The following is an 8,154-nucleotide window of genomic DNA, read 5'->3' on the forward strand; positions in this document are numbered from 1 at the left end:
AAAAAAGGAACTCGAAAATGGAGCTCCTTTTATTTTTTTATTAAATCATAGAATTAATCTTCGTCATCATCGTCTTCTTCGTCAGCAATATCTTTACCATCACCATCTTCATCGTCATCATCACCGTCAACATCTGGTTTATCTAGATTTTCATCTTCGTCGTCATCGTCATCTGCATCATCAACATCGAGTTCTAAACCGCTAATTGGTTCTACAACATCATCAATTTCATCATCTTCATCAAAATTCCCAATTCTGTCAGCCAATTTAGTACTTACTTTTACTAAATATATAGTATCCTCAGTTTTCACTTCAACTGCCTCAATCAATTCGTTTTTAGCATTTCTAAATCGAATGATGTCCGAATCATCATAACCATCAGGGAATTTATCAACCAAAAGATTTAAAATTTCATTGGTCAATTTGGCGTAATCAACTATTATTCTTTTCATGTGTAGTTAATATTTTTTATTGGAACATGGTATCGCCAGATCTTCATTTTTTTTTTTGGGACAAGATCTATCTTGGCGATTTCATAAATAATTATTATAAATCTAACAAATATGCAAAAATTAATGGAGCCACAATAGTAGCATCAGACTCAATAATGAATTTCGGGGTTTTGATATCTAATTTACCCCAAGTAATTTTTTCATTAGGAACCGCTCCGGAATATGAACCGTAACTAGTTGTAGAATCTGAAATTTGGCAAAAATAACTCCAAAATGGAATATCATGCATTTCCATATCTTGGTATAACATTGGAACTACACATATTGGAAAATCACCTGCGATTCCTCCACCAATCTGGAAGAAACCAACACCATTGCTGCTGTTTTTTGGATACCAATCAGATAAGAAAACCATGTATTCAATACCTGATTTCATGGTAGAAGCTTTCAAATCTCCTTTAATAACATAAGATGCAAAAATATTTCCCATTGTACTATCTTCCCAACCTGGTACTATAATTGGTAAATTTTTCTCAGCAGCAGCATACATCCAGCTGTCTTTTAAGTCAATTTCATAATACTCTTCCAAAACGCCGGAAAGTAACATTTTGTACATGAATTCATGAGGAAAATATCTTTCTCCTTTATCATCAGCGTCTTTCCAAATTTTATAAATGTGTTTTTGAAGACGACGAAATGCTTCATGTTCAGGAATACAGGTATCAGTAACTCTATTTAATCCTCTTTCCAATAAATCCCATTCGTCCTGAGGAGTCAAGTCACGATAATTTGGAACTCTTTCATAATGCGAATGTGCTACCAAGTTCATGATATCTTCTTCAAGGTTGGCCCCTGTACAAGATATAATCTGAACTTTATCCTGACGAATTATTTCGGAAAAAATCTTTCCAATTTCAGCTGTACTCATTGCACCAGCCATGCTTACCATCATTTTAGCACCATTGGCTAATTGCTGTTCGTATGCTTTTGCAGCGTCAACTAAAGATGCAGAATTGAAATGCAAATAATGCTTTTCAATAAATTGACTGATTGGTCCTTTACTCATATTCTTTTTCTTTTTTATTTTAATGTTCAAAAGGTTATTTGAGATTTGGATATTACAAATAAAAGAAATTTATAAATATCAAATTCCTAAATCACAAATTTTAATGATTATTTATAATAACCTAAAATTGTATTATTTATTATAACCTAATATTCTAAGTACTTCTTCGGCGGTTTGCTGCTCCGAAAAAACTTCGGTCGCCAGTATTCCATTCTCATCACGGTCTATCAAAATGTGTTTTGGCTGTGGTATCAGACAGTGATGTAAACCACCGTATCCACCTATAGTTTCCTGATAAGCTCCTGTATTGAAAAATCCCAAATATAAAGGTTTTTCTTTATTGTATTTTGGTAGATAAATGGCATTCATGTTTTGCTCTGAATTATAATAATCATCACTATCACAAGTCATTCCTCCCAGTAAAACCCTTTCGTATGTTTCATTCCATCTGTTGATGGCCAACATGATAAAACGTTTATTTATTGCCCAGGTATCTGGCAATGTTGTAATAAAAGAAGAATCAATCATGTTCCACTTCTCTCTGTCATTCTGTTGCTTTTGGTACAACACTTGATAAATTGCACCACCACTTTCTCCAACGGTAAACGAACCAAATTCTGTAAAAATGTTTGGCACATCTACTTCCGCTTCGTCACAGGCAATTTTAATCTGATTGATAATTTCATCAATCATATATTGATAATCATATTCAAAAGCTAATGAATTTTTTATAGGGAAACCTCCACCTATATTTAAACCATCAAGAGTAGGACATTCTTTTTTCAAGGCAACATATACCTTGATACATTTTACAAGTTCATTCCAGTAGTAAGCATTGTCATTAATTCCTGTGTTAATAAAAAAGTGCAACATTTTCAGTTCCAAATTCTTATTCTCTTTTATTTCTTTTTTATAAAAAGGCACAATGTTTTTGTATCCGATTCCCAATCTTGAAGTATAAAACTCAAATTTAGGTTCTTCTTCGGCAGCAATACGGATTCCTATTTTGAATTTTCCGTTTATTTGTGCTTGCAACAAATCCAATTCTTCGTAATTATCAATAATCGGAATAGTATTTTTGTGTCCATTATTAACCAATCTCGCGATGTTGTCTATGTACTGATCTCTTTTGAAACCATTACAAATGATATAGGTGCTCTTATTGATTTTTCCTTTTTCCAATAAATTTTCAACAATATTAATATCGAAGGCAGAAGAGGTTTCAATATGAATATTATTTTTGAATGCTTCATTCATAATGTATTCAAAATGAGAACTTTTCGTGCAATAGCAATAGTAATATTTTGCCTCATATTTGTTCTTCTCCATCGATTTACGAAACCAGCTTTTGGCTTTGTTGATGTTGTTTGAAATTTGAGGTAAATAGGTGAATTTCAAAGGCGTACCGTAAGTCTCAACCAATTTCATCAAATCGATATTGTGAAACTGAAGATTGTCTTTGTTTAACTTAAATTCTTCCTGAGGAAAATAATAGGTTTGATTTATTAAATCGGAATATTTTGTATTCATTTGTTCTGTAGAGTTTTATATTAATTGTATTCGATAAAATAGAATTAATTGAAATTCAAACTCTAATATTGGCGTAGATAATCTGTAGTTTATCGTAATCGGCCTTGAAATATTGAAACACATCAAAACTAAAATTTCCTTTTATACCATAAAACCGTTTCAACAAGCTCAAGAAAGACCTATTGTTACCGTTCCTTTTGGTAGAAAATGATTTAGTATTTTGTTTTTTATTCATTGGCGCAAATGTAAAAAATAAAACAGACGCAAAGCAATCCTTTTCTATTAAAAAATATCTAAGATTTGTAATCCTGAAATGCGTTTAGAATTAATTCGTTTTCAACAGATTGGTTAATTTTTATTTGACCTATACCTTCAATCAAAGCAAATTGTATCCTACCGTATTCATTTTTTTTGTCGTGAATCAGCAATTCCAAGATAGGATCAATATCATTTTCTTCAAAAACAACATCATCATATATTGATTTTAATGTTGTTTTTATTTCGTTGTATTCCTCTTGTGTTATTAATTTTTTGTGCAATGAAATATAACTTTCTAAAATCATCCCTACCGCAATGGCTTCTCCATGTAGTAAGGTGGTTTTGCTTTCATTTTCCAAAAAATAACTTTCTATAGCATGTCCTAATGTATGACCAAAATTCAATGATTTTCTAATGTTTTGTTCCGTTGGATCTTGCATAACAATGATGTTCTTAATTTCAACTGAACGATGAATAAGGGCATCCAAATGATCAAAGTCTATGGCTTTTAAATCTAAAAAATATTCCCAGTAGGCTTTGTCAAAAATCAATCCGTGTTTCAGCATTTCTGCAAGGCCGGAACGCATTTCATTTTGGGGAACTGTCTCTAAATATCGAGTATCAATCAATACCATCTTTGGCGTATTGATAACACCAATCTGGTTTTTTAAATTTCCCAGGTCCACGCCATTTTTACCGCCTACTGATGCATCCACCATTGATAATAATGTGGTCGGAATATGAATGAAATCAACTCCTCTTTTAAAAGTGGAAGCCACAAAACCTCCCAAATCCGTAACAACACCACCACCTATATTTATGATCAATGTTTTTCGATCAGCACCAAGTTCTGTTAAGACATTCCAGATTTCAATGCAGGTTTCAATATTTTTATTAATTTCTCCAGCTTCAAATTCTATTATTTCTATAGTCAAATCTGTTTCCAGCAAAGGCAAAAATTTAGGCAAACAATGCTCATTTGTATTGGTGTCAGCAATTATAAATAAATTTGAATATTTGTTCTCTTTTAGATGTTGATTTAGTTTCTCATATCCAATTTCGTTGAAATGAACAGGATAATTATTAGCTTGAATAGATTGCATGATTTTAATTTAATTGAAACCGCAAAATAAGGTAATTTTTGCTAATAATAATCGCTTAGTCTCTTTATATTTGCATAAAAAATATAACAAAAAATGAATAATATTTTTAATAACACACAAATTGCATTTGCACTAAAAAGTGATACAGAGCTTGACAGAGCTTATTTCCTTTTCAAATTAATCAATAGCCAGCCTTTAGTACGTATTGGAACAGCAGTTACCAATTTTGCCATAAAAGCAAATCTACCTGTCGAAAGCCTAATTCGAGCTACTGTTTTCGATCATTTTTGTGGTGGTGTAAATGAAGATGACTGCCTATCGGTAGTTGATAAAATGTATACGAAAGGAGTTTCTTCAGTTTTGGATTATTCAGTTGAAGGCAAAGAAGAAGAAAATCAATTTGATGCTGCTCTGGAAATGACCCTAAAAACAATTGAATTTGCAAAAGAGCGTAAAGCAATTCCTTTTGCGGTTTTTAAACCAACGGGTTTAGGTCGTTTGGATTTATATGAAAAAGTGGGAGAAAAACAAACTTTGACTTCAGATGAACAAGCAGAATGGGAAAGGGTAGTGGCCCGCTTTGATCAGGTTTGTAGTGAAGCTCATAAAAAGAATGTCGCCCTGTTGATTGATGCCGAAGAAAGCTGGATGCAAGATGCAGCTGATGATTTGGTTACCGAAATGATGCGCAAATACAACAAAGAAAAAGTAATCGTATTCAATACACTTCAAATGTATCGTTGGGATCGTTTGGACTATTTGAAAAAACTACATGAGCAGGCCAAAAAAGAAGGATTCTTTATTGGAATGAAATTGGTACGTGGTGCTTACATGGAAAAAGAAAATCTTCGTGCCGAAGAAAAAGGGTACCCAACACCTATATGTGCATCTAAAGAAGCTTCTGATATCAATTATGATGCAGCTGTCCTTTATATGGCAGAACATTTAGACACAATGTCCATTTTTGCAGGAACCCATAATGAAGAGAGCACTTATAAATTAATGGAGTTGATGAAAGCAAAAGGAATTGCTTCTAATGACGACAGAATTTGGTTTGGACAATTATATGGAATGAGCGATAATATCAGTTATAACTTGGCTGCCAATGGCTACAATATTGCAAAGTATTTGCCTTTTGGCCCTGTAAAAGACGTTATGCCGTACTTGATTCGCCGTGCAGAGGAAAATACTTCTGTTGCTGGACAGACTAGCCGTGAACTTTCCATGATTAAAGCGGAACGCAATAGAAGAAAAGGGAAGTAGAGTTCAGTTAGCAGTATTTAGATTTCAGAATCCAGAATACTTCAACATATTAGTGTAAAAAAATCCATTTGTCAAAAACAAATGGATTTTTTTATGTGATTTAATTTTGAAACTAAGAATTACTAAACTGCAAATTGCTCAGGTTTTTATACAAACCATTTTCTAGATTGATCAATTCCTGATGCGTTCCCTGCTCGCTGATTTTTCCGTTGTCGAGTACCAAAATTTGGTCTGCAGAACGAATTGTGGAAAGTCGGTGGGCTATAATGATACTTGTTCTTCCTTCCATCAAAATTTCAAGCGCTTCCTGAACCAGTTTTTCACTTTCGCTGTCTAAAGAAGAAGTTGCTTCGTCCAAAATTAATATCGATGGATTTTTCAATAATGCCCTGGCAATAGCAATTCGCTGCCTTTGTCCGCCGGAAAGCTTAACACCCCTTTCTCCAACAACTGTCTCAAATTTCTCGGGAAAACCTTCTATAAACACATAAGCGTTGGCTTGTTTGGCTGCCAAAATAATTTCTTCATCGGTTGCTTCGGGTTTGCCGTAAGCGATGTTTTCCTTTATGGTTCCTCCAAAAAGGATGACATCCTGAGGAACGATACTCATATTACCACGAAGATTTTCCAAATCATAATCGTAAATATTTTTTCCATCAATTAAAATTTCACCACTTTCTATATCATAAAAGCGCAATAATAAAGAGGCAATTGTCGATTTACCCATTCCACTTGGACCGACGATGGCTATTTTTTGTCCAAAACTGGCCGAAAAATTAATATCCTTCAAGACCTTAACTTCTTTTCTGGATGGATAACTGAAAGCCACATTATTGAAGGTTACGTCTCCTTTTATTTTATTTATCGAAATATGTTCGTTTGAATTAATTTTCTCGGGAGTTTCGTCCAATAACTCAAAAACTCTTTCGGTGGCACCAATTGCTTTTTGCATTTGCGCATACAATTCGGCAATTCCACCTGACGAAGCGCCAACATAACTTGAATACAATATAAAAGTAAACAATTGTCCAACCGTGATCTCACCTGCAATACTCAATTGCACTCCGTACCAAACAACAGCCACTATTGTTCCAAACAAACAGATAATAATAAAGGAAGCAAAGAAACCTCTAAATTGACCACCTTTAATGGCCATTTTAACTACTTCTTTGATTTTTTCTCTGTATCGGGTAATTTCATACCATTCATTGGCAAAAGCCTTAACAATACTAATTCCCTGCATCGTTTCTTCAACAACGACTTGACTTTCGGCTACTTGATCTTGTACTTTTTTAGAATATTTTCGAATAAACCTTCCAAAAATAACGGCTGCAACTCCAACCAGCGGTACAACCGAAACCATCATAATGGTCAATTTGATATTGATACTCGCCAGCATTGCAAAGCTTCCGATAATCAATATAAATTGTCTTAAAAATTCGGCTATTGTTGTGGTTAAAGTATCCTGAATCTGGGTAATATCATTACTGATTCGGCTATTTAATTCCCCAACACGTTTTTGGGAGAAAAACGACATTGGTAATTTAACCAAGTTGGTATACAAAGCCAAACGAACATTAGCTAAAGTGTTTTCGGTAAAATTGACAAATAATGAAAGTCTGAAAAATGAGAATAATGATTGCAGAAGCAGTACCAACCCTAAGCCTAAAGCTATTTCATTGGCCAAATGGGCATCTTTCTTATTAACACAATCTACAAGCATTCCCATAAACTTAGGAAAGGCTAGGGCAGTAACGCTAGTAAGCAATAAAAACACCAATCCAACATAAAATTTCCATTTGTGATTGTCGGCGTATTTAAAAATCAGGATTGCTTTTTGCAGAGAACTTGCAGTAATTTTTGATTTGGGTAAATCATTTTCTTGGAATCGGGCCATTGTATTTGTTTTATAATACAAATGTAAGGCTATACGAAGATGATAACAAAAAAAATGGAGAGTTTCAATCGTGAATAAAATACTGTTTATGAGAGCGTAAAGAAAAAGCAGCTATTTTTTATTCGTTTTTTTTTGAATTTTGCTTGCAATTACGAGTTCTAGTTGTATATTTGCACACGCAATTGGGCGATTAGCTCAGCTGGTTCAGAGCACCTCGTTTACACCGAGGGGGTCGGGGGTTCGAACCCCTCATCGCCCACCAAGAAACTCCTTAAGAAATTAAGGAGTTTTTTTTATTTCAAATATTTATGGACTTTGTTGTATACATTTTATTTAGCGAAACCAAGAACAGATTTTATATTGGGTTCACTTCTAATTTAGAAGAAAGGATTGTTAGACATAATCAAAAAAGCAAAGGCTTTACTGGAAATGTAAACGACTGGAAAGTTGTTTATATCGAAAACTATCAAACGAAAGAACTGGCTCACAAGAGAGAATTACAAATTAAATCTTGGAAAAGCAGAATTAAGATTCAAGAATTAATTTTAAAAAAAGGTTAGCTCAGCTGATTCAGAGCATTCCGAT

At 33.6% G+C, this 8,154-nt stretch carries 8 protein-coding genes and 1 tRNA gene; 3 read left to right on the forward strand and 6 right to left on the reverse strand.

Annotation, left to right across the window (positions count from 1 at the left end):
* Positions 1–53 precede the first annotated feature (53 nt).
* The 5 genes from DOS84_RS19150 to aroB form a co-directional block, all read right to left on the reverse strand.
* A complete protein-coding gene (locus DOS84_RS19150) occupies positions 54–452 on the reverse strand; it encodes a DNA primase (RefSeq protein WP_165830465.1) in 399 nt (132 codons plus the stop codon).
* A gap of 94 nt (positions 453–546) precedes the next feature.
* Positions 547–1,518 carry a deoxyhypusine synthase family protein gene (locus tag DOS84_RS17670; RefSeq protein ID WP_111411424.1) on the reverse strand — a complete coding sequence of 324 codons (972 nt, stop codon included), beginning with the start codon at positions 1,516–1,518 and terminating at the stop codon, positions 547–549.
* Positions 1,519–1,650: 132 nt separating this feature from the next.
* Positions 1,651–3,048 (reverse strand): type III PLP-dependent enzyme domain-containing protein, encoded by a 1,398-nt coding sequence (locus DOS84_RS17675; RefSeq protein ID WP_111411425.1) that lies wholly within the window; start codon positions 3,046–3,048, stop codon positions 1,651–1,653.
* A gap of 55 nt (positions 3,049–3,103) precedes the next feature.
* Positions 3,104–3,283, reverse strand: a complete 180-nt coding sequence (locus DOS84_RS19155; protein ID WP_111411426.1) for a hypothetical protein — start codon at positions 3,281–3,283, stop codon at positions 3,104–3,106.
* 58 nt (positions 3,284–3,341) lie between these two features.
* Positions 3,342–4,409, reverse strand: coding sequence for a 3-dehydroquinate synthase (gene aroB, locus DOS84_RS17685; RefSeq protein ID WP_111411427.1), 1,068 nt, complete (start codon positions 4,407–4,409; stop codon positions 3,342–3,344).
* Between the two features lie 93 nt (positions 4,410–4,502).
* On the opposite strand from aroB, the gene DOS84_RS17690 reads away from it, so the two are divergent.
* Positions 4,503–5,672 carry a proline dehydrogenase family protein gene (locus DOS84_RS17690; protein WP_111411428.1) on the forward strand — a complete coding sequence of 390 codons (1,170 nt, stop codon included), beginning with the start codon at positions 4,503–4,505 and terminating at the stop codon, positions 5,670–5,672.
* Positions 5,673–5,784: 112 nt separating this feature from the next.
* On the opposite strand, the gene DOS84_RS17695 is transcribed toward DOS84_RS17690, so the two are convergent.
* Entirely contained in the window at positions 5,785–7,569 is a 1,785-nt protein-coding gene (locus tag DOS84_RS17695) for an ABC transporter ATP-binding protein (RefSeq protein ID WP_111411429.1), read from the reverse strand.
* A 184-nt stretch (positions 7,570–7,753) separates the two neighbouring features.
* On the opposite strand from DOS84_RS17695, the gene DOS84_RS17700 reads away from it, so the two are divergent.
* Together DOS84_RS17700 and DOS84_RS17705 are read left to right on the forward strand one after the other, a co-directional pair.
* A tRNA-Val gene (locus DOS84_RS17700) sits at positions 7,754–7,831 on the forward strand.
* 46 nt (positions 7,832–7,877) lie between these two features.
* On the forward strand, positions 7,878–8,129 hold the full coding sequence (locus DOS84_RS17705; protein WP_111411430.1) for a GIY-YIG nuclease family protein: 252 nt from the start codon (positions 7,878–7,880) through the stop codon (positions 8,127–8,129).
* Positions 8,130–8,154 lie beyond the last annotated feature (25 nt).

Origin of the sequence: Flavobacterium aquariorum (assembly GCF_003254745.1) — a bacterium.
GTDB classification, from domain to species: domain Bacteria; phylum Bacteroidota; class Bacteroidia; order Flavobacteriales; family Flavobacteriaceae; genus Flavobacterium; species Flavobacterium aquariorum.

Coding starts and splice junctions, on each gene's coding strand:
- DOS84_RS17695 (WP_111411429.1), bottom strand. CDS start 7,569: ATGGCCCGATTCCAAGAAAATGATTTACCCAAATCAAAAATTACTGCA.
- DOS84_RS19150 (WP_165830465.1), bottom strand. CDS start 452: ATGAAAAGAATAATAGTTGATTACGCCAAATTGACCAATGAAATTTTA.
- DOS84_RS17675 (WP_111411425.1), bottom strand. CDS start 3,048: ATGAATACAAAATATTCCGATTTAATAAATCAAACCTATTATTTTCCT.
- DOS84_RS17690 (WP_111411428.1), top strand. CDS start 4,503: ATGAATAATATTTTTAATAACACACAAATTGCATTTGCACTAAAAAGT.
- aroB (WP_111411427.1), bottom strand. CDS start 4,409: ATGCAATCTATTCAAGCTAATAATTATCCTGTTCATTTCAACGAAATT.
- DOS84_RS19155 (WP_111411426.1), bottom strand. CDS start 3,283: ATGAATAAAAAACAAAATACTAAATCATTTTCTACCAAAAGGAACGGT.
- DOS84_RS17705 (WP_111411430.1), top strand. CDS start 7,878: ATGGACTTTGTTGTATACATTTTATTTAGCGAAACCAAGAACAGATTT.
- DOS84_RS17670 (WP_111411424.1), bottom strand. CDS start 1,518: ATGAGTAAAGGACCAATCAGTCAATTTATTGAAAAGCATTATTTGCAT.